Origin of the sequence: Emticicia aquatilis (genome assembly GCF_014644295.1) — a bacterium.
Taxonomy (GTDB): domain Bacteria; phylum Bacteroidota; class Bacteroidia; order Cytophagales; family Spirosomataceae; genus Emticicia; species Emticicia aquatilis.
This window is the reverse complement of sequence record NZ_BMKK01000002.1, coordinates 337,038-358,805: the sequence shown is the minus strand read 5'-3', so window position 1 is coordinate 358,805 and position 21,768 is coordinate 337,038. Positions and strand designations below refer to the sequence as shown.

18 protein-coding genes are annotated in these 21,768 nt (G+C 35.5%); 7 read left to right on the top strand and 11 right to left on the bottom strand.

All coding sequences use genetic code 11. The features are described from left to right. Window positions 1-3: 3 nt before the first annotated feature. Entirely contained in the window at window positions 4-2,937 is a 2,934-nt protein-coding gene (locus IEX65_RS05750) for a PD-(D/E)XK nuclease family protein (RefSeq protein ID WP_188765070.1), read from the bottom strand. 78 nt (window positions 2,938-3,015) lie between these two features. Next, window positions 3,016-4,329 (bottom strand): cryptochrome/photolyase family protein, encoded by a 1,314-nt coding sequence (locus IEX65_RS05745; RefSeq protein ID WP_188765069.1) that lies wholly within the window; start codon window positions 4,327-4,329, stop codon window positions 3,016-3,018. A 116-nt stretch (window positions 4,330-4,445) separates the two neighbouring features. On the opposite strand from IEX65_RS05745, the gene IEX65_RS05740 reads away from it, so the two are divergent. The 3 genes from IEX65_RS05740 (at window position 4,446) to IEX65_RS05730 (ending at window position 6,705) form a co-directional block, all read left to right on the top strand. Continuing rightward, window positions 4,446-5,171 carry a LolA-like protein gene (locus IEX65_RS05740; RefSeq protein ID WP_188765068.1) on the top strand — a complete coding sequence of 242 codons (726 nt, stop codon included), beginning with the start codon at window positions 4,446-4,448 and terminating at the stop codon, window positions 5,169-5,171. Between the two features lie 87 nt (window positions 5,172-5,258). Next, window positions 5,259-5,618: a DUF6984 family protein gene (locus IEX65_RS05735; protein ID WP_229250540.1), complete on the top strand. Its 360-nt coding sequence runs from the start codon at window positions 5,259-5,261 to the stop codon at window positions 5,616-5,618. 154 nt (window positions 5,619-5,772) lie between these two features. After that, window positions 5,773-6,705 (top strand): serine hydrolase domain-containing protein, encoded by a 933-nt coding sequence (locus tag IEX65_RS05730; protein WP_188765067.1) that lies wholly within the window; start codon window positions 5,773-5,775, stop codon window positions 6,703-6,705. Window positions 6,706-6,729: 24 nt separating this feature from the next. Here IEX65_RS05730 and IEX65_RS05725 read toward each other — a convergent pair whose 3' ends face one another. Together IEX65_RS05725 and IEX65_RS05720 are read right to left on the bottom strand one after the other, a co-directional pair. Beyond that, window positions 6,730-7,941: a WG repeat-containing protein gene (locus tag IEX65_RS05725; RefSeq protein WP_188765066.1), complete on the bottom strand. Its 1,212-nt coding sequence runs from the start codon at window positions 7,939-7,941 to the stop codon at window positions 6,730-6,732. Window positions 7,942-8,117: 176 nt separating this feature from the next. Beyond that, window positions 8,118-9,362: an ABC transporter permease gene (locus IEX65_RS05720; RefSeq protein ID WP_188765065.1), complete on the bottom strand. Its 1,245-nt coding sequence runs from the start codon at window positions 9,360-9,362 to the stop codon at window positions 8,118-8,120. A 291-nt stretch (window positions 9,363-9,653) separates the two neighbouring features. Between IEX65_RS05720 and IEX65_RS05715 the strand changes: the two genes are divergently transcribed. After that, entirely contained in the window at window positions 9,654-10,916 is a 1,263-nt protein-coding gene (locus IEX65_RS05715) for an asparagine synthetase B (protein ID WP_188765064.1), read from the top strand. Window positions 10,917-11,346: 430 nt separating this feature from the next. Here the strand turns inward: IEX65_RS05715 and IEX65_RS05710 are convergent, their stop codons facing one another. After that, window positions 11,347-12,852, bottom strand: a complete 1,506-nt coding sequence (locus IEX65_RS05710) for a hypothetical protein (protein ID WP_188765063.1) — start codon at window positions 12,850-12,852, stop codon at window positions 11,347-11,349. 408 nt (window positions 12,853-13,260) lie between these two features. On the opposite strand from IEX65_RS05710, the gene IEX65_RS05705 reads away from it, so the two are divergent. Next, window positions 13,261-15,252 (top strand): M1 family metallopeptidase, encoded by a 1,992-nt coding sequence (locus tag IEX65_RS05705; protein ID WP_188765062.1) that lies wholly within the window; start codon window positions 13,261-13,263, stop codon window positions 15,250-15,252. Here IEX65_RS05705 and folB read toward each other — a convergent pair. From folB to IEX65_RS05690, 3 genes are all read right to left on the bottom strand, one after another. Further along, complete coding sequence (folB, locus tag IEX65_RS05700; protein WP_188765061.1) at window positions 15,249-15,602, bottom strand: dihydroneopterin aldolase; 354 nt, start codon at window positions 15,600-15,602, stop codon at window positions 15,249-15,251. The two genes, IEX65_RS05705 and folB, sit on opposite strands and share 4 nt — an antisense overlap. Before the next feature lie 122 nt (window positions 15,603-15,724). Then, the gene (locus IEX65_RS05695; protein ID WP_188765060.1) at window positions 15,725-17,305 is read right to left on the bottom strand and encodes a DivIVA domain-containing protein; all 1,581 of its coding nucleotides are present in this window, start codon (window positions 17,303-17,305) and stop codon (window positions 15,725-15,727) included. Between the two features lie 206 nt (window positions 17,306-17,511). After that, window positions 17,512-18,420 (bottom strand): WD40 repeat domain-containing protein, encoded by a 909-nt coding sequence (locus tag IEX65_RS05690; protein WP_188765059.1) that lies wholly within the window; start codon window positions 18,418-18,420, stop codon window positions 17,512-17,514. A gap of 177 nt (window positions 18,421-18,597) precedes the next feature. Here IEX65_RS05690 and IEX65_RS05685 point away from each other — a divergent pair, with 177 nt between their 5' ends. Next, window positions 18,598-19,107, top strand: a complete 510-nt coding sequence (locus tag IEX65_RS05685) for a cupin domain-containing protein (protein ID WP_188765058.1) — start codon at window positions 18,598-18,600, stop codon at window positions 19,105-19,107. 43 nt (window positions 19,108-19,150) lie between these two features. On the opposite strand, the gene IEX65_RS05680 is transcribed toward IEX65_RS05685, so the two are convergent. From IEX65_RS05680 to IEX65_RS05670, 3 genes are read right to left on the bottom strand one after another with little or no spacing between them, the layout of a single operon-like run. Continuing rightward, window positions 19,151-19,591 (bottom strand): DUF1572 family protein, encoded by a 441-nt coding sequence (locus IEX65_RS05680; RefSeq protein ID WP_188765057.1) that lies wholly within the window; start codon window positions 19,589-19,591, stop codon window positions 19,151-19,153. Between the two features lie 30 nt (window positions 19,592-19,621). Next, window positions 19,622-20,032, bottom strand: a complete 411-nt coding sequence (locus IEX65_RS05675; protein ID WP_188765056.1) for a GNAT family N-acetyltransferase — start codon at window positions 20,030-20,032, stop codon at window positions 19,622-19,624. A 5-nt stretch (window positions 20,033-20,037) separates the two neighbouring features. Continuing rightward, on the bottom strand, window positions 20,038-20,871 hold the full coding sequence (locus IEX65_RS05670; RefSeq protein WP_188765055.1) for a M48 family metallopeptidase: 834 nt from the start codon (window positions 20,869-20,871) through the stop codon (window positions 20,038-20,040). Between the two features lie 174 nt (window positions 20,872-21,045). Here IEX65_RS05670 and IEX65_RS05665 point away from each other — a divergent pair, with 174 nt between their 5' ends. Further along, window positions 21,046-21,699 carry a fumarylacetoacetate hydrolase family protein gene (locus IEX65_RS05665; protein ID WP_262891836.1) on the top strand — a complete coding sequence of 218 codons (654 nt, stop codon included), beginning with the start codon at window positions 21,046-21,048 and terminating at the stop codon, window positions 21,697-21,699. Window positions 21,700-21,768: the final 69 nt, after the last annotated feature.

The following is a 21,768-nucleotide window of genomic DNA, read 5'->3' as shown; positions in this document are numbered from 1 at the left end:
GTTTTAACGTCCGCAAATACCTCTAAAATCACACCTTTCACAAATTTTTGTATCAGTAGCTTGTGTAAAGTTAATAGCTGGATTTAATAATTCTGTAATAATTTGGGTAAGAATTTCTTCTGATTTTTCGATAAAGCCAAAGATTGTTGGGTCTGTTTCAAAACTCAAATTTACCTCTAATTTTTCTTTCAAATTACGGAATGAATAAATTTTAGCAGTTACTACATAATTTTCAAACTTTTCCCCTGCTAACACTAACTTTCCATCAAGCATTGATTTGGTCACTAAATATTGATAGAGCCAAAGCTGCCTTAATTTCTCTTTATCCGATTCGACTAAGGTTTCTTCCAAAGTTAAATCTTTTGGCGGTTCGAGTTCTTTAGCTACAACTTTACCCGTTTTATAATCTATTACTTTCAGCACTTTTCCTTCTCTTTCGATTCGGTCAATTCGTCCAGCAATTTTTATTTTTTGTAATTTCCCATGAATTATCTTTTCAAAAATCACCTCAATGAGTTGTTCAGCTTGGACAACCTCTAACGGGAAGCGTTGTGAGATTTTCTGATTTTCAAAGAAGTCATTCAGTAATTGCTCAGCTACTTGTTTTAGCAAGTAATTCATCCCAGACTCAACAACAAAACCACCAAATTTTTCTTGATAAGCATCATCGAGTCTTTTCTCTAATTCACCGATAATCGTTTCGATGTTTTCTTCTGAAATTTTAGGCCCGAAATCTTTATCAATTTTCTCAAGAGTGTTGTGTATCCAAGTACCAAAAACATCTGCCCCAAAATTTTCATCAACTTCTTCTCGCTTCGAAATATTGGCAATTTTATCAAAGTAAAATTGAAGCGAGCATTTCAGATAATTACTGAGTGAGGTTGGATAAATTCCTTTTTCGGCAATCAACTTACTGATACTCTGTAATATCTCTTCATTTTTGAAAATATCAATTTTATTAATTACTTCGATTTCTGTATCTTTTCCAAAATTGATTTTCGGATAAGACAGTTTAATATTTTTATTTGCCTTGACTAATTCATTTTCTATCTGCAATATAAAACGACTCTTTTCACTGCCCCCACCTCCGAGGCCTTCACCGTTTGGAATCACATATAAAATATCTACTTCTTTTGCTCTTTGTAGTAGCCTAAAAAAATGATAAGCCATTACAGCATCTTGGTCAGAATGAACTGGCAGATGATATTCGATACAGGCATCAAATGGAATGAGTGAATTGATATGTTTTGCCGATGGAATCGTCCCTTCATTCACTGATAAAATTATAACTCGTTCAAAATCCAAACAACGGGTTTCGAGCATACCCATAATTTGAAGATTAGAGATTGGCTCACCACTAAACGGAATTTTCTCTTGCTTAATGAGTTCGTATAGAAAATGCTTGAAACTTTTCAGGCTCAACTCGCGGTTTTGAAATAGTATTTTTTCAAGACGGTGTAATATCGTAAGGAACAAATAAAGATACTCGGTTTCGATGGCATCATTTGAATCTCGATAAACATTCCTAAGTTCGTCAATCAAATCATAAAATGCAAAAAGAGCTTTTTGAGGATTATCACTCCATCTCGAAAACAGAATTTTGAATATTGGTTCGTTTTCTCCTAAGTCCAACATTTCATCTTGACTTAGATAAACTTTATTGGTTCTCAGAATTTCTGAAAGTGTTTTCCGAAAAACCGTTCTTTCCTGAGACTTTGCCTTGATTTCGGGAGCATATTTAATTTGTTCGTATCGCCTTATGAAAGGGTGATTCAAAACTTTAAAAATATGTCGATGGCTAAACTTAGGCATTTTTACAGTTCCACCATCTTTTGTTTTGAACTCGGCAATATTCTGTTGAAGTTCAAAAATTGCGTCAATCAATGTAAATAACATTGAACCACGCAATGAAAGTCCCATCGTAATATTGAAATCAGCAATTCGTTCGTTGAGTGAATAAATTACTGGATGCAATAAATTTTCATCTGCCAAAACAATTACGGTCGGCACTTCTGGATTTTCGACAACAGCTTCCGCATAAATATGTCCTGCGATTTTTGCTTGAAGTGTTGCATTTTCAACCCCGATGATTCTCATTTGCTTTTCGCCTTTGAGTAATTCATCAGTTTGCCAATTCCACTTTCCAAACCTTCCACTATTTTTATAAGACCTCAGCAACATCCCAGCTTTATGGTTATACTCTGGACTCATGAAATAAGTATCGGCATCCCAGAGAGTTTCGGCTCGGTTGGTTTTAACGAGGGTTTCTATAATTTTTTCTTCGGAAGCACTCAGGGCATTAAAACCAACAAAATAGTATTTTTCAAAGATTATAGAATTTTCATTTTTCTCAATGAGAAGTTGTTTAACAGATTCTGCTAAAATACGATAGGCCATACCTCGATAAGCTAAACCTTTATCTGTTAAAGATTTTTGCAAATCGGTATATACATTATATATATTCTCAAAGAGTTTGAAATACTTATCAAGTATAGGAGTTATCTCAAATTCTGGCTTTCCACTTTTTAGCTGAGCGGGATTCCATCTTTCCAAAACCTTCGCCTCGCTCATATACTCAAAAATAGATTTTGGATTATCTACTAAATATAAGTCAATGGTATCAAAATCTCGAAGTAAAGTTGGAGCCCAAGAAATAAATCTTTCAAATTTTACTTCGGGGTCATATTTTTTAAAAATCTCGTAAAGTTCAAACAGTAAACTCACGGCATCAATCTGATTGACACCTGACATTTGCATTACGAAATCATCAATGGCAAGAATCTCTGGAGCAATGAACGGAACATTAGAAAGTTTGGCCAGAGATTGTTTGAAATAATAAACAGCTCTACGGCTCGGCAACACCACACAAATATTTTTCAGTTGTGCGAGTGGGTGTTTCTCAAAAATATATTGAGCCGATTGATTTAGAAATGTCATTTTTATGGGATTACTTTTGATTTAGGGCCAAAACCCTAAATCAAAAATACACACTTCGGATTGAAGTAGCAAATCATTCTACTTTTTATCTAAGGCATCTTTATAGGCTTTCAGTACTCGTTCACGAGCAAAAGTATGCTCTACAATTGGCCGAGGATATTCAAAACTATTTAATTCAGGAATCCACTTTTTGATATACTTCAGTTCAGGGTCAAATTTCTGAGTTTGAGATGTTGGGTTAAAGATTCGGAAATACGGTGCCGCATCACAACCACTACTCGATGCCCACTGCCAGCCACCATTATTGGCAGAGAAATCAAAGTCCATCAACTTTTCAGCAAAATATGCCTCACCCCAACGCCAATCAATCAATAAATGCTTTATCAAAAAACTGGCAGTAATCATTCTTACTCGGTTGTGCATAAACCCTGTTGCGTTGAGTTCTCGCATACCCGCATCTACAATCGGATAACCCGTTTTTCCTTCACACCATTTTTTAAATTCGGTTTCGTTGTTTCGCCAAACAATATTATCGTATTCTTTCCTAAATGATTTACCTTCACCAATATGAGGAAAGTGGTGAAGAATATTCATATAGAAATCTCGCCAGATAAGTTCGTTCAACCATTTCTCATTTAAAGCCAAAGCTTTCTGTGTGAGTTTTCTGATACTAACAGTGCCGAAACGAAGATGAACACTAAGTCGGCTCGTTCCGAGAATTGATGGAATATCACGAACTTCATCGTATTTTTTTATTAACTCTTCACGCAATTCTTTTTTCGGAAAAACACTTTCTGTCTCAATAAAACCAATTTCATTCAAAGTTGGCAAATCATAAGGATTTGATTTTATGAAGTTTTGGAAATATTTTTCGGTCGGATATGATTTCAGATAAAACTCATTGAGTGTTTCTTTCCATTTTCTACTGTAGGGTGTAAAAACCGTATAGGGTGTACCTGCCCCACTTAAAACTTCATTTTTCTCAAAAATCGTTTGGTCTTTAAAAGTATAAAACGCAATTCCATTTGCATTCAATATTTCCCCTACCTGCTTGTCCCGTTCGATTGCATATTTTTCATAATCATGATTGGTATAAACTTCGGCTATATCAAAATCTGAAATTAAGTTTTTCCAAATCTCAATGGGGTTTCCATATTTCACTAATAATGATGAACCAAAAGATATAAGCTGCTCTTGTATATCGGTGAGTGACTTATGAATAAATTCTACTCGCTGGTCATTTTTGTTTTCGAGTTTATCTAAGATATTTTTATCGAAAATAAAAATTGGTAAAACCTTATATCCACTCTTCAAAGCATGGTACAGGCCAGCGTTATCTTCCAAACGAAGGTCACGACGATACCAAAAAATTACAACTTTTTCTTTTGTCATTATTTATCAGCTTTTTATATACTTCTATCCTTTTTTTGTATGCACATTAAAATAAAAACTTTACATTTGGGTAAATTGTTTGTCTAAACATCAAATTCAATCAAAATTAAAAAACAATGAAAAAACTAATTGTAACCGTATTTTCTTTAATCACTTTCGGAACTTTTGCACAAGATACACCAAGTGCCGATGCAATCATCGATAAATACTTAGCAGCCATCGGTGGAAAAGAAGCAATCGCCAAAATTCAAGATTTGACAATCAGTAGCACAAGCGAAACTCAAAGAGGTACATCAGAAACTGAAATGAAATTCAAATTTCCAGACCGTTACGCAATGTCGGTTTTTGCGAATGGCAACGAAGTGATGAGTACAATTTATGATGGAAATAAATTAAAAAATAATAGTAGCTTCGGAGGCGGTGGTGGTCGCCCACCGATGGAAGGTAAAGAAGCACAAATGGCAGCAATGAGAAGCAATCCATTTTCAGAAACACTCTACGATAAAATGGGAATCACTCGGACTGTTGTTGGCAAAGAAAAAGTTGGAGACAAAGATGCTTATAAACTTGAACTTACTACAAGTGATGGAAAAAAATGGAATGACTTTTATGATGTTGAGTCTGGTTTGAAAGTAAAAACATATTCAGTAAACGAAACGCCAAGAGGTAAATTTGAAAACAATGTTTTTTATTTAAACTATAAAAAATTCAAAGGAGTTGATGTGATGCTACCTTCTCAAACTAAAAGAAGTGCAGGACAAATGGGTGAAATTACTTCGGAAGTGCAATCTGTAAAAGTAAATAAGGGTCTCAAGGATTCTGATTTCGTGATTAAGGAGTAAGTTGATTTCGAATATTCAATTCTCAGGGCAGATAATTTTACGGTTATCTGCTCTTTTTTTGAATTATGAAGCATAATTTCTTTAATTTTGGAGAAAAATATTAAAAATTCGATGGAAGACCGTAGAAAAATCAGAGAAAACGAACGTAATTTAATCATATTTTTATTGAAAAAATTAGGGCTAAATACAGAACAATACCCAATCAATGAGGACGTAGAAGAATATGAGGGTGGAAAAATGGGAAGTATAAGCATGGGAAATCCTGATATTTCACCTTATAAAGATGACCTCATTCAGGCAAAATATGTAGATGCTGATGGTACGGAGGTTGTAATTACATTAACACAAAGTGCTAATAATCAGTTACTCGATTTGGATTTTTGGAAAGTTGATTTCTCAAAATTGATTACCTACCCCAAGCCCGAAGATTTGACTTTTGCGGATTAACTTATTTTCAATATTCACAAGTTGAAAACTTGTGCTACAAGTGTATAAAATGTTACTAAAAAAAATACTTCTTTGCTCTATACTCTTATGTATTTTGGCTTTCCACCATTCCTTTGGACAACTAAATAAGGCATTATCAAAACAGATTGATTCTTTGATAAATGCAAAAACCGAGAAACCATTTAGTGGAATTATTTCCATTACTAAACACGGAAAAGTACAATACTTAACCATAAAAGGCTTTGCCAATAAAGAAAAGAAAACACCTCTCGAAAGAAATGACCAATTTGTAATTGGCTCGATTAGCAAGCAATTTACAGCCGCATTAATATTGCGTGCTTATGATGAAGGTAAAGTTAGTCTTCATACGCCAATCCGAAAATATTTACCAAATCTAAAGCTTTCTTGGGCAGATACAGTCACAATTCATCAACTTCTGACACATACTCACGGTATTGTATCATTAAACAAAGCTCTTTCGTTCAGAGCAGGTACACAGTATGCCTATTCTCAAATTGGTTACGACTTAATGGCACAAATTCTGGAAAGCGTTAATAATAAATCATTCTCCGTCCTTGCGGATGAATTATTTAAGAAATGTGTGATGCTTAACACTTTTCATCCAGACTTAAAAAAGTACAAAAACTTAGTCAAAGGTTATTCGGAGCAAGAAAATGGAAAATTAGTATTTGAAACGGCAACATTTGAAAATTATCCAGCAGCAGGTGGATTTATTTCTACCGTCGATGATTTAATCAAATGGAATGAATGCTTATACTCTGGAAAGTTATTTAAAGCCAATACTTTTGAGATGATGAAAACCAAACAACCATTGGCTATTCGTCAGCATCCTTTATTTGGCAGAACCGAATATGGCTACGGCATCACGGTTGATGATAAAGAAGGATTACTACAACTCGGACAAACGGGTTATACCCCAGGTTTTATCTCAATGAATTTCTATTTTCCAAAAACTCAAACAAGTCTTATTATTTTAGATAATTTCGTTTGGTATCCAGAAGAATTAGACAAAGCATTTAAGTATCATACCGAAATTCTAAAGTTTTTAAGAAATTCTCTTAAATAAATTGGGCTTCAGACCGCACCTAAGTTATTTTGATGTTAGTGTACCTGCACTACTAATCACATATTCATTACTATTAATCAATAAAACCACACGAGCAGGAGTAAAAGAATCGTCGAGGCTTACTAAGATTTTTTCTTTACCATCAATGTAGCCTTTTTTCTTATCAAGTTTAGCAATTACGATATTACTCTCTTCATCATATTTAGGGTCAAGTGGCGAAGTATAAACTATTTGGCCCTGTAAATCTATGTAGTGGAAATTACCATTCAATTTTACGGCAGCCATTCCTTGGTCGAAGGCACTGGCTTTATCAAAAGTGGCTGGTATAAACTCGTAGCCTTGTTTATTCACAAATCCATATTTTTTATTGGCTTTGAATACAGCTATGCCATCATCAAAGTCATCGAGTAAATCATAACGTGGAGATATAACTTCTTTTCCGTTGTGGTCGATTACTCCAAACTTATTATTTTTCATCACAACCGAAACTCCCTCTTTAAAACTACGAACAGTCTGATAGATTGGCTTTACCACAAAATTTCCTTTTTTGTCAATCACTCCAGCAACGTTATCTATTTTAACCGAAGCAACTCCTTCATGAAACGAACTTGCCAAATCATATTTCGGCTCAATCACTACTTTACCTTTTTTATTGATATACCCAAACTTCCCATTTTTCATAAATACGGCATATTCTTCAGAAAAAGGCAACGAAAACTCAAACTGATAATCAATAACCAATTTACCTTTCACATCTATGTATCCATTATGTCCATCTTTGCCTACCAAACCTAATCCTTCACTAAATCCCATTGCAAAATCATGACGAGGATAAACTGCAATTCGACCACTTTTATCAATAAACCCATATTTGTTTTGAAAGCTTACCATCGCAAAACCATTGAAAAAAGGCTCACATTTATCAAAAATCAAAGGAGTGAGCAACGAACCATCTAAACGAATGAAACTGTGTCGGTTATTTTCGGTTACAATGGCTAAGCCATCTTTAAAGTCAGTAACCATATCATATTGACAAGGAATTTGCAAAATACCTTGTCGATTAATAAAGCCGTATTTACCACCAATATTCACCTTAGCCATTCCATCATAAAAGAAAAGTCCAATACTTTCTCTTTTCGGAGCAACTGGTTCTTCGATATGTTCTTTTTGAGCAAAGCTGTTTAGACACAAAACGAATAAACTACTAACAAAACCTATAAATACATTAATTTTCATCACACAATATTGAAATAGTCAATTCTGAAATCATTAGATTCTTCAAACCAAATATTCCAAACATTATGCCAAATGTATCCGTTTAATAATTTTTCAATTTTATATGTACATAAAAAAGCCCCGTAAAGTGCTTATTACGAGACTTTACTATACATATATTTTATCTTCTTTAAAAACTATTCGTATCGTAAAGATTCAATTGGGTCAAGCTTAGAGGCTTTGTATGCGGGGTAGAATCCAGATAAAATTCCTACGAATACGCAGACAACAAAACCCATCATAATCCATGCCCATGGAATTATAAAACTACTTTTATCACTTATCAGTTTCGCTATCACATTACCAATACCTATTCCCATAATGATTCCTGCAATTCCACCTAAGATACAAATCACGATTGCTTCCATCAGAAACTGTAATCGTATCTTGAAAGGCGTTGCACCAATAGCTTTTCTAATACCAATTTCACGGGTGCGTTCTGTTACCGAAACCATCATGATATTCATCAAGGCAATGGCAGCCCCCAAAAGTGTTATAATTCCGATACCGAACCCTCCCACTCTCAAATAGCCCGTAACTTCCTCAAAATCTTTGGCAAGTGCATCGGAGCGTTCTATCTCAAAAGACTTTGCTTGTCCGATTGCATCTTTTCTTACTCTTCTCATTACCGACTCTGCCTCACCTAATATGTAGTCCATATCGGATACATTTTTAACTGAAGTCGTAATATCAAAGGTCAATTTTCTATTACCAGCAATCTGGCGGCCAGTTTCGAGCGGAACAAGTGCAACTCGGTCATCACCTCCGCCCGTAATGCTTCCTTTTTTCTCAAGAACACCAATAACTTTAAAACGTAGTCCCAACAAACTAATTTCTTTATCAATCGGGCTTTCTTTCGGAAAAAGCGATACAGCCAATTCATTGGCCAGAATCACTACATTATTAGTAAAGTTTATATCATTTTCGCTGATATTTCGTCCTGCGGTCAGTTTATATCCTTTCATATCGAGATAATCCGTATCAATTCCTCGAATTAAGCTGTTGGGATTTGTCTTTATTGATTTGTATTTCAACTGAGCAGCACCTGTCACACTCGTAAAAATACTTACAGTTGCACCAGAGTTTTTTGCCTGAAAAAGTTCCTTATATTGCTTTGCTTCTCGATATTCGATGGGAGGAAAATCTTTTTCGTTCACACCCGCACTTCGACGACGAAACATTCGAGGCCCTTTTATATCAAATGAGTTTGCCCCCAAACCTGCAAAACTATTATCAACCGAGCTTTGCATACCATCAATGGCCGTCAGAATACCAACCAATGAAGTTATACCAATGGCAATAATCAAGGCAGTTAGGACAGTCCGAAGCATATTACCCTTGATTGAACGTAGGCCTTCGCTAATATTTTCTTTTAAATTCATCTGATGTTGGCGTAGAAATTTGGCAATTTTATAGCAAAAAACTTAGTTTTTAGTGCTTTTTTATCTGATACAAAATTCACTAAGAGTTTCCATATCAACAAGCGATTAAAATATACAAATCAACCGTTTATCATTTTTTTAAGCCATATCGCTTATTTTTCAGCTTATGGGTATTATTTTTAAGTAGAAAATTCAAAAATAGTTAGAGCGTACCTAATAATCAAATAGCTATTTCGTTGATAATTGGTATAAAGATTGCTACATTTGAATACATAATTTTAATAGAAAATAATGAAAAAACTAACACTACTTGTGTTGTTATCGTTTTCGTTATCTTCGAATCTATTTGCTAACCGCATCTTGATTCCGATGGACGAAACTCAACGAAACCACTTGAAAGCCTACGGAATAGCTTTTTGGCTATTGAAAACACATGGAACTGAGGTTGAATGGCTACTCAATTATAAAGGTGGTAGCTTTTTATTTACGGCATCACAGACATTTATTAACGAATGTGTTATTCGTGGTGTAAGTTATGAGGTAATTTCAGAAGCAGAATCGCAATCAATTTTGAATATAATTGCCTCAAATGATGCCAATATGGATGCTGTTAAGTTGAATAAAGCTCCAAAAATTGCGGTTTATTCACCCAAAACTACCCAACCGTGGGATGATGCGGTTACACTTGTTTTGACCTATGCTGAGATTCCGTACGATAAAATATTTGATGAGGAAGTTTTAGAAAATAAACTTCCAGAATACGACTGGCTTCACCTCCACCATGAAGATTTCACGGGGCAGTTCGGGAAGTTCCTACGTATGCGTGGGCAAGGATGGTATCAAGAGCAAAAACAAGAAGCCGAAACAATTGCTAAGAAATTTGGTTATACAAAGATTCCAGACTTAAAATTAGCTGTTTCAAAAAAAATCAGAGATTTCGTCTTCGGGGGTGGTTATATGTTTGCCATGTGTAATGCAACCGATACCTTCGATATAGCTTTAGCGGCTGATGGTGTTGATATAGTGGAAGCCCCTTACGATGGTGATGGTGCCGACCCAAATGCTGAAAGTAAACTAAAATATGATAATTGTTTTGCTTTCAAAGATTTCAGACTGATTACAAATCCTTATGAAATGGAATTTTCGAGTATTGATAATCAACAAGAGGAACGTGGTGTAACCGAAAATAATGACTATTTTTCATTGTTTCAATTCTCAGCAAAATGGGACCCAATTCCAACAATGCTTACGCAAAACCACGCAAATTTGATTAAAGGTTTCATGGGTCAAACCACTGCATTTAAAAAGCAGTACATCAGACCCGATGTTATTACTCTTGCAGAGAATCGCTCTATTGGCGAAGCAAGATATATTCATGGTACAGCTGGAAAAGGTTTCTGGACTTTCTATGGAGGCCACGACCCAGAAGATTATCAACACTATGTAGGCGAAGAGCCAACCGACTTGAATCTTCATCCAAATTCGGCTGGTTATCGTTTAATATTGAATAATGTGCTATTTCCTGCGGCAAAAAAGAAGAAATTAAAAACCTAAAAACTCCAAAATAAATTAGTACATGCCCTGCTTCGGTAATTGAAGTGGGGCTTTTTTATGTAGTTGGTAAAAAATAAAACAACGTTGGCAAGGTTCAAAACCTTGCCAACGTTAAAAAGTCTATATTCAAATAGAATCCATATTCACAATTCACAATGTGAACAGTTTTTTTCTATATTTATTAACTTATGCCGCAGTATTATTTTCATTTATCTTCCCCAGCTCCTATACAACGACGGTTGTAATTTTTGTTTAAAGCTTTGTATTGTTTTTCAATATGAGATAATAAGTGCGTTTTTAAATGTGTTTAGTCATAAACAACGTCGGCAAGGTTTTGAACCTTGCCGACGTTAAAAAGTCTATATTCAAAAAAAGCCCTACTCACAATGTGAATAGGGCTTCTCTATATTTTTATACTTGTGCTTTAGTATTATTTACATTTACCTTCGCCACCTTCTGTGCAACAACGGTTGTAATTTTTGCTTAAAGCTTTGTATTGTTTTTCAGTAAGAGAAACATATAATTTGTTGTAGTCACCAAGAGTTACATCTTGTTTAGTGAAACTATATGTCATTTTAACTGGAACATTGATATTTTGGTCAGCTGGAGCAACACCATCTTTGGTACACACTCTCAAGATTTTTGAAACATCGCTACCACCAGATGTTGTAAACTCATAAGCTGATTTAACTGGTACTTGGAAGCTTCCAAGGCAAAGATATTTCTCAGCCATTTCGCCTTTGTCTAATTTACCAGTTTTCTTATAAACACCAATGATTGTTACATCGTTAGTTGCACTTTTTAAACTACCATCTTTAATTTCAGTTTTACCTAAGAAATTAATTTTTTGGTCAGCACATTTAGGTTCTCCACCACCAAAAGCACTTGAAATTGTTTCGGTAGCAGTGCTTGAAGATACTTTCTTAGAAGCAACTTCTAAATTTGGAGTAGCTGTAGTAGTTACGTTTACTGCTTTATAAGCTTTGCTCAATGCCTTGAACTGGTCTTCTGTAACATTCAAATATAATTTTTCACCATCACCTACCAAAACGTCATTCTTAGTTATTTTGTAGTTCAAGTTTAATGGCAATGATAAATTCATTGGTGCAGGAGCAGAATTTGCTTCTGTACAAACCTCAACCGTTTTTGAATATTGAGCTTCGCCTTTTACATTGAAATCATAAGTAGAACGAACCGAAACTGGATACGAACCTAAAAGTAAACCTTTTGTGCTACCCGAAGCTGTATTTACAGCAACGATTTCCATAGTTTTGCTTGTATTCAATACATCACCGCTACTTACTTGGCCACTACCTGTAATATTGATAGTTTGTGTTTTACAGAAAACTGGTGGAACTGGGATTTTTTCGCAACATCCTTGGCTATTACATGTATATCCTTCTGGACATGGACATGGGCTAACTGGGCAATTTGGAGCAGGAGTATAAAACGCATTACCACATTTTTTCATAATATAAAGGAAACAATCACCGCCTTTAGCATAAACTTTGAAAGTTGGGAAATCTTTTCCTAATCTTGACCAAGCATATTTGTGTCCACGAGAATAAGCACCCATCCAACCGACAGTTCCAGCAGGAAGTATCTCAGGAGTTAAGCTTTTGCTTGTGAAAGCAGGGTCATTGAAACCTGTGTAACCCAAAGCTTGCAAAAGGTCATCAATTTCACCTCTGCTGTTTTTAGTATTCTTTTTATAAACAGACTTTAAGTGATTATAAGCAGATACACCTGTATGCTTTGGAATTTCACCAAATTGTGGACTTGTACCAAGCACATTCAATACCACTGGTGTTTTATCCGATGCTCCTTTAAAAATTGAGTAAGGAAGTAAATTACATTTTGAATTAAGTTGCTGAGCAAACCCTACAAAAGGTAAAAGTATTGCTAAAGTTAGCACGGAAATTAGTTTAGATTTCATTTTTGGTTAATTGTTAAAATTTCTGTTTGAAAAATGCTCCAATCAGGTTCTAAATTAAGTTTACAGAAATAGTATATATTAAAATTTTGTGCCAATTTAGAAAAAAATTACCTTTTGACAAGACAAAATCTGATAAAAATTATTGTTGGAGGTTTCTGAATCTAAAAAAATGAGCATATTCAACTATTATTTATTAGACTCAATCTCGCCTATAAAGTTACCACATAAATCTACAAAAAACACATTTTGCTCGGAAACAAATATATTTCGTGAATGCAACTTTTCTAAAATAATGTTATCTCTTATAAACGAAAATCACTACTTTGCCGTTTTGATAGGGCAAACCCCTATTTTATAAAATAAAGTAGTCATTTTAATACATTTTACACAAATCATCATTCAAAATTCATGAAAATCAATAAAATATTATTGGTATGTGCATTAGCGATTGGTCAGTATGCAGAGGCACAAACGCCTGTTACATCAAAATACGACCACCGAGATGCCTTTAATCCACTATTTAATTTTATGCCTGGCACGGCTTATCGAAGCGGAACTGGTGCCCCTGGCCCAATGTATTGGCAAAACAAGGCTGATTATAAAATTAATATCAAACTCGACGAAGCCGCCAATACCTTAGCTGGTGATGTTGAGATTACCTACAAAAATAATAGCCCAGATAAATTACCTTTTCTTTGGCTACAACTTGACCAAAATCAATTCAATAACGAATCGAGAGGTGGCAAAACTACCACAATTGCTGGTGGACGTTTCGGCAATACAGGTTTTGATGGTGGTTACACAGTGCAGTTTGTAAGTGTAGAAAAAAATGCCACAAATGGGAAAAAAGTTTCCACTCGCTCTGTATATGCTGAACATTTAACTGATGATACTCGTATGCAGATTCGTTTATCAGAGCCAATGTTGCCAAACGAAGAAGTAAAAATCAAAATTTCGTACTCTTTCAAAATTCCTCGTTACGGCTCTGACCGTATGGGTAAACAAGAAACTCAAGACGGAATAATCTACGAAGTAGCACAGTGGTATCCAAGAATGTCCGTTTATGATGACGTTGAAGGCTGGAATACATTGCCTTACTTGGGTGCAGGTGAGTTTTATTTAGAATATGGCGATTTTGAGTATAACATCACTGTTCCCTATAATCATATTGTAGTTGGTTCGGGCGAATTAATAAACCCAAATGAAGTACTGACGGCCGAACAGATTAAACGCTTAAATGAAGCGAAAAATAGCGATAAAACTGTAATGATTAGAAGTGCAGAAGAGGTAAATGATGCTAAGTCTCGCCCACGCACAGATGGCACTTTGACATGGAAGTTTAAATGCAAACAAGCCCGTGATGTAGCTTGGGCAACTTCAAAAGCATTTATTTGGGATGCCTGTAAAATCAATTTACCAAGTGGAAAAACTTCATTGGCACAATCAGTTTATCCGAAAGAAAGCAATGGAAATGACGCTTGGGGGCGTTCGTCAGAGTACGTAAAGGGTTGTATTGAATTTTACTCGAAATATGTCTATGAATACAGTTATCCAAGTGCGGTAAATGTTGCTGGCGTTGTTGGTGGAATGGAATATCCAGGAATCGTTTTCTGTGATTACCGTGATAAAACCGAAAGCCTTTGGGGAGTAACCGACCACGAATTTGGGCACAACTGGTTTCCGATGATTGTTGGAAGCAACGAACGTAAATACGCTTGGATGGATGAGGGATTTAATACCTTTATCAATTCACTTTCTACAAAAAACTTTAATAATGGCGAATATTACAGTCCTGAAAATGTTCGTCAGATGACTCCTTATTACTACGACCGTGACCCAATTGTCAATATTCCTGATGTAATTCAAGATAATAATTTGGGCATTGCAGCTTATATGAAACCTGGCTATGGTCTTACTATGCTCCGTGAATTGGTATTAGGAGAAAAACGTTTCGACTATGCGTTTAAAGAATACGTAAACCGTTGGGCATTTAAGCACCCAACACCGCTTGATTTCTTCAGAACAATGGAAGATGCCGCTGGAGAAGACTTGGGTTGGTTCTGGAAAGGCTGGTACATCAACGATTGGAAAATTGACCAAGGTGTAAAGGATGTAACCTACGTGCAGCAAGACCCAACTAAAGGCTCGGTGATTACTATTGAAAACTTAGAGAAGATGCCAATGCCCGTGACTCTTGAAATCAAGGAAGCTAATGGAACAAAAAAACGTGTACAGCTTCCGTATGAAATTTGGCAAAGAGGAAGTACATGGAGTTTCCGTTATGATTCAAAATCAGCTATTGAAACCATTGTTATTGACCCTGACAATAAATTGCCAGATGTCAATACAAGAAATAACCAATGGAAACCTTCGAAGTTTTCTGCTCCACAGCCCAATTAAGGAACCGAAATCGTCACTTTTGAGCGGTGGCAAATACCTCCCAGTGGAGGATTAAACTTTGAAACATTGACAGTAACCGCCTCAATATGAGGAAATTGCGTCTTAATAGCTTCAATAATTTTATAAGCGATGTGTTCAAGTAGCCGATGTCTTTCTTTCATGACATCGGCTACTATTTTATATACCTCTTCATAATTGACCGTCAACTTCAACTTATCTTCCTGTGCTGCACGGCTCAAATCGGCCGTAATTGCAATATCTATCGAAAACTTACTTCCAATTTTTTGTTCTTCATCATAATATCCATGATAAGCAAAAAACTCCAAACCCTCAAGTGAGATAATTCCCATAAAGCAATTTAATTATAAATGATTTGTATCCGTAGTCTCCGTAAGAAAACCGTTTAGGATTAAAAAATGAACAAAAAAAGGTTCAAGCGTATAACCTGAACCTCTTTGAAAAATATTATCAATTATAGATTATCGAAAAACGAACTACCTGTAGCACTTTCATTTTTTGCGATAATATCATTTAATGTTGGTAATGGTGTGTTGTCTTTTACAGGTACATCATTTTTTTCTACCATTGCTTTTCTGATTGCGGCTTTCACTTTGTTTACTTTTTCAAGCATTTCTTCAGTGATAGAATCAAGATTATTTTCAACTGGTGTAGGCGTTTGAGAAGCTGCCGCAATCGTTTCTTTTACTTCCTCAACTACTGGTTCTTTAACTTCTTCAAGCACTGCAACAGGCTCTGGTGTAATGACAGCCTCTTCAACTGGTGCGGTTGGGGTATGAACTTCAGCAACTGGAGCAACTTCTTCTAATTCATCTTTTTTAGGTTCTCTTCCGCCTACTAAATAAAACTTCAAAGCCTCTAAATCATTCCAACGACCCTCAGCGGCAAGTTTTGCTTGTTGAGTCCATGTACTTGGGTCATGGCGTGCAAATTGTGGTCCTGCTTGGTCTAAAATCTCTTGGATTTTATAAACAGGGGTAATGGCTAAATCACGAAATGTAAAAATACCCGAGTCATAAAGCAACATCGCTATCTTAGGGCCAATTCCTTCGATTATTTCTAACTCATCTGCTTTTGGTGTATTTCTTGAAACTTCACGCTCAACTGTTGGTTCGACATAATTATTCACCGAAGATGATAAAATTGTAGTCGTAACAACTGGTTCTTCAATAATTGGTGCTTCTACTACTTCCTCTATTTGCTCTTCGGCAACAACAGGAGTTTCGATTATAGTTTCTTCAATTACAGGCTCGGCAATAGCTTCAGCAATCGGAGATGTTTCTTCGATAACTTCTTCTACTATTTCTTCGCTTGTTTCTGGCGTAATACTTGGAATATCAGCAATTATCTCTTCAACTTCGGCCGTTGGTTCTGCAATCTCCTCAACCTCTTCAACTACTGTTTCTGCAACTTTAGTTTCTTCAACTGGTGTAACTACTTCTTCAACTGATGGAGTTGCTTGTTCATCTGTAAGCATCGAAGTAGCTTCTTTGAATTTAGCCTCAACTCCTTCTTTATCAAATTTATCTTCAAATCGTTGTACATGCTCAAGTGTAGCCGTCGAGAGGCTACGCATTTGCACCAAAAGATTAGTTTTATAGTGGTCCATTGCACGGAAATCTCTTTCCAATACTTTTACATCACCCAAAACCTCCTCTTTAATATATCTGGCACGCTCTTCTGCTTGTCTAACAATACTGTTAGCTTTTTGTTGAGCCTCAATCAAAACTTTCTCACCCTGTAATTTCGCCTCTTGAAGATGCTTATCTGCTTGTTGATTTGCCTGCTCAGTAATCATAGTACTGGTATCTTCGGCAGTTTTCAAGGTCTTGAAAAGCGTCATTTCAATTTCACGCAACTTGTTGGCTTCTTTTTCGGCTATTTCGAGTTGCATTCTGAGCATTTTGCTTTCATTTAATACTCTTTCCCATTCTTGAGAAAGGTTACCCAAAAAGCTATCTACTTCTTCGATATTATAGCCTCTAAAAGTTTTTTCGAATTCATGTTGGCGTATTTCGAGGGGTGTAATCTTCATTTTTAAAAATGTTTTAGGGGATTCTGAAACGTTTTCTGATGATGGAGCAATGGGTTCTTGCTCTTTTCGATTGCTGAAATACTTAAAAAATAATATTTTCAATCAAAAATTTAATTAAATATAAGTTAATCAGCAAAAGTAACAAAAAAAGTATGTTTAATATTTATTTTTTAATAGTTTTCTTCAAAAACGATGCCATTTAATCATTATAAAAACTCCAATTTCCAGACTGAGATAGTTCGGTCATCACTACCAGATACAATCTGATTGTTGTATTGTGTCCAAAGTAATTTATTGACCGAAGTCCCATGACCAGCGTGTCTGGCACGGTCAATTACTTTTAAAAGTTTAAAAGTTTCGGCATCCCAAATCTTCACAGATTTATCCATACTGCAAGTTGCAAAATACTTATGGTCAGGACTAAAATCAATATGATTAATGGCAAAAGTATGGGCGACGATTTCTTTTTCTAAGCTATATTCATTCTCGGAATCCCAAATTTTTAGTCGAGCATCACGGCTACCCGAAAGCAAATACTTAAAATCTGGCGAATATTTCAGTGTAAAAACAGAGTTTTGGTGAGCCTCAATTACTTTTTTTAGTTCAAATGATTTTAAATCAAAAACCTTGATGGTATTGTCACTAAAGCCTGCCGCAAACTCTCGTTCTACAGGATTAATCGCTAAACAGCGAACACTCATTTCAGAAGCTTTGATATGCTTTACGAAGCTCAAACTCTCGATGTCAATAATCGAAACGACGCCATCTCCACCCGCAATAAAAGCATGATTCTGATAAAACTGAATATCAAAATAATTTGTCGGTGCTAACTTTAACGTACGAATTTCCTGCTTAGTATCAATATCTATTACATGAATGCCTTCAAAGTTTTCTATTAACCAAAGATGATTACTTTCAGGCAAAAACTTCATCGAATATACAGAATGGCCTACTTTGGCAATTAGCTCACCAACATCGGGTTTTTGTAAATTCCATCTAACCACAAAACCATCTCCTGCTGCCGAAAAAAAACGATTTACTTCTCCAGAAACTTCCAAAGCATACACACAGTCTCGATGGCCGGTAAATGTATCTATTTTTTCAACTTTTATCATAATTTTCTTCTACTTGTATTTTTTGCTAACTGCCATGATAAACGTTGAGATTTAGTATAAAAATAACATAATATTACACAATCTTAGTATATTCATGAAAAACTAAGAAATACCCAAACAAAACAGTAAATTTGCTCACAAAATTAATTCATTAAATTTTCATTCATACACAATCCCATGAATTTTTCGGCCGAAACAGAAAAAACAGCAGTCTTTGAAGCAGTTGAGAAAGTAATAACAGATTTAGGATTTAACATTGATAAGCAAGACCAAAGCCGCCCGTGGGGAGGTTTTTTTGTACTTGATGAATCGCAAGCACCTAAGTTTATTGAAACATATTTTCCGCACTTATCAGTTAATGATTTCGGCGTTGGTCGTAAACTTAGTCCAAAAATTTTGGTGGTTGCTCCAAACAAGCGTCTTTCGTGGCAATACCATTTTCGCAGAGCTGAAATTTGGAAAGTAATTGGTGGAGTTGCAGGCGTAGTAACCAGCGAAACTGATGAAGAAAACGAATTACAAACGCTTTCACTTGGAACGATTATAAACTTAAAACAAGGCGAAAGACATCGTTTGATTGGGCTGGACGGCTGGGGAATTATTGCCGAAATTTGGCAACATACTGACCCCGAAAACCCTTCTGATGAAGATGATATTGTGAGAGTTCAGGACGATTTTGGCAGATAATATAAGGAAGGCTTCCCTCAAAGGGAAGCCTTCCTTAGTTATACTAATTTATCAGTCTTCTATGATAATTTATTTGCCCAAGATGATAATTGAGATGTGAAAGCAGGTGTATCAAGAAAAACTCATTGGTGTCATTACCCCCATAAAATTCTTCGGTATGATTTTGAGCTAAAGTTTCACTTGAGAGATTTGGCAGAATTGATTTGAGCATTGCTCGTGTAGCTTCTATTTTTTCTATTAGAACTGTTCTCGGAACATTTTTATCCGAAAACTCCAATGGTCTATTTCTTTGATAATCAGTTCCGCCAAGTTGATGACCGATGTAGTGATTTAGATTACCTATTAAATGAAGACATAGATTTCCTGCCGAATTACTAATTTCAGCTTTTATGAGCCACAAATCTGCTTCATTTTTATAGGCTTCAATTTCAGACTTTAGTTTTAGTAAATCTCGGTCATAAAGTTTTGATAGAGAATCGAGCATAAGCTTGGAGGTTTTATCCAAAATACATTATTACTCAAAAGCAAGTTCCATGATTACATAATCTTTGCCATTTTTTCTAATAATATCAGAGGCAACCTTCATTCCGAAACGCTCATAAAACTCAATTGCCGTCATTCGAGCACTACATTTTAAGTGCGTAATTTTAAGTTTTTTTGCTTCTTCGATTAAGTGAGTAAGTAACTTCGTTCCATATCCTCTTCCTTGAAAATAATCATCAGTGGCAAATTTTCTAAACTGCCCATTCTTACCGTCAACAAATAGAGATATGACTGATACTAATATATCTTTTTCAAATAAACCATAGTGAATACCAACATCATCGTTTGGTAATACTACAAAATCTAAAGGCTTACTTGGCCACATCACTTTGTGTCGAAGTGGCCAAGTTTCTGATGCTTCAATTTCTTTAATTACTATCATATCAATTATTTACCACCATAGGCTTGATAATATTTTATGGCTTGTGGTAATTGTTTCTCCAAATCAGCAATACGAACTTCATCGGCGGGGTGAGTCGAAAGTAATTTCGGTGGTTTCTGAGATTTAGCTCCTGCTTCTGCCATTCTTTTCCAAAAGTCAACTGCATTTTGTGGATTATACCCAGCCATCGACATAAAAATCAAACCTAATTTATCAGCTTCAGATTCCTGACGGCGGCTATTAGGTAATACAACGCCCATCTGTGAACCAACGCCTAACACTTGCCCAACAATATCCATCACTTGTTGATTTCCGGTGTAAACACCCGCAGCCACCGCTCCTACTTGCGTAATGCCTTGAGCCGCCATTGCTTCGCTTGCACGCTCACGTCCGTGGCTCGCTATGGCATGAGCAATTTCATGTCCCATAACAACCGCTACCCCAGCCTCATCTTTACAAATAGGTAAAATCCCTGTATAAAAACAAACTTTTCCACCTGGCATACACCAAGCATTCAATTCTTTGCTTTGTACTACTTTAAATTCCCACTGATAACCGTCAATTATTTGGCTGTAATTATTTTGAATCAAATAATTCTCAACAGCAGTTTTGATTCTTCCTCCCACACGGGCTACCATCTCGGCATCTCTATTTGAGGCAGACACAACTTTAGATGTATCCATAAAGCCTTTGTATTCAGTAAAGCTCATGGCCATCATTTGTTCGTTTGATACTAAGCCAACAAATTGTTTACGCCCAGTAAGTGGCACACGCTGGCAGGCCCAAATAAATATTACTAAAGCTACTGCGGCAATCGAAGATTTAAAAAAAGTTTTCATTATTTATCAGATATTAAAATTTACATTTAGACGAATTTTTGCGTCAAATATTACAAAATTGAATGACTATTTTTAAGGTAATTTAAAAAATTATGCCAGTAAATGAGTACTTCCAAACGATTAATTGCCTATTTTTGTAAACATGATTGACTAATCAACGTGCAAATATTGTCAATTCATCCGAAAGTCTTTCTTCAATTTTTAGAATATTTTTTCATGAAAATCATCGCTATTGGCAGAAACTACGCCGAACATATCAAAGAACTCAATAACGAACGTCCTGACGAACCAGTTATTTTTACCAAACCCGAAACAGCTATTTTGCGTGATGGTGAACCTTTTTATCACCCTGATTTTTCGCAAGATATTCATCACGAAGTAGAAATAATTGTGAAGATTAGTAAAATGGGAAAAAATATTGAGGAGAAATTTGCCCATAAATACTACGATGAAATTGGAATCGGGATTGATTTTACTGCACGTGATATTCAATCCAAATTAAAAGCGAAGGGTTTACCGTGGGATTTGGCCAAAGGATTCAATGGCTCTGCTCCTATTTCAGGTTTTGTTCCTAAATCAAAATTTGCTGATTTAAAAAACCTCAATTTTCATTTAGATGTAAATGGACAGTTACGTCAAGAAGGCAATACGTCAATGATGCTTTATCCGATTGACACCATCATTGCATTTATTTCTAAGTATTTTACTCTCAAAACTGGAGATATAATTTTTACTGGAACACCAGCGGGTGTGGCAGCCGTAAAAGTTGGTGATACGCTAACAGCCTTTATCGAAGGCGAAAAAATGTTAGAATTTGAGGTAAAATAATGTTAGATAGGCCAAAAATTAATTAAGATTGATGAATAATTATCCCCACAACAAATAAACAAATTTGGC